Below are 406 nucleotides of genomic sequence, written 5' to 3' on the forward strand. Positions count from 1 at the left end.
CGCTGAAGCTGATTGACTTGAGCTTACTGATGCGCTAGCACTTTGACTTGAGCTTACTGAAGCTGAAGCTGATTGGCTTGCACTTACTGATGCGCTAGTTGATTGGCTTGAGCTTACTGATGCGCTAGCACTTTGACTTGAGCTTACTGAAGCTGAAGCTGATTGGCTTGCACTTACTGATGCGCTAGTTGATTGGCTTGAGCTTACTGATGCTGAAGCGCTTTGGCTTGCACTTACAGACGCTGAAGCTGATTGACTTGAGCTTACTGATGCTGAAGCACTTTGGCTTGCACTTACTGATGCGCTAGCACTTTGGCTTGAGCTTACTGATGCGGAAGCTGATTGGCTTGAGCTTACAGAAGCTGAAGCTGATTGACTTGCAGATACTGATGCTGAAGCGCTTTGG

At 47.5% G+C, this 406-nt stretch carries 1 protein-coding gene; it reads right to left on the reverse strand.

The genetic code is table 11. The features are described 5' to 3' along the window. Positions 1-406 (reverse strand): hypothetical protein (locus SORDD16_RS10920; protein ID WP_241734074.1); only part of this gene is annotated, 406 nt, incomplete at both ends.

It is taken from the genome of Streptococcus oralis (assembly GCF_001578945.1).
In the GTDB taxonomy this organism is placed as follows: Bacteria; Bacillota; Bacilli; order Lactobacillales; family Streptococcaceae; genus Streptococcus; species Streptococcus oralis_Q.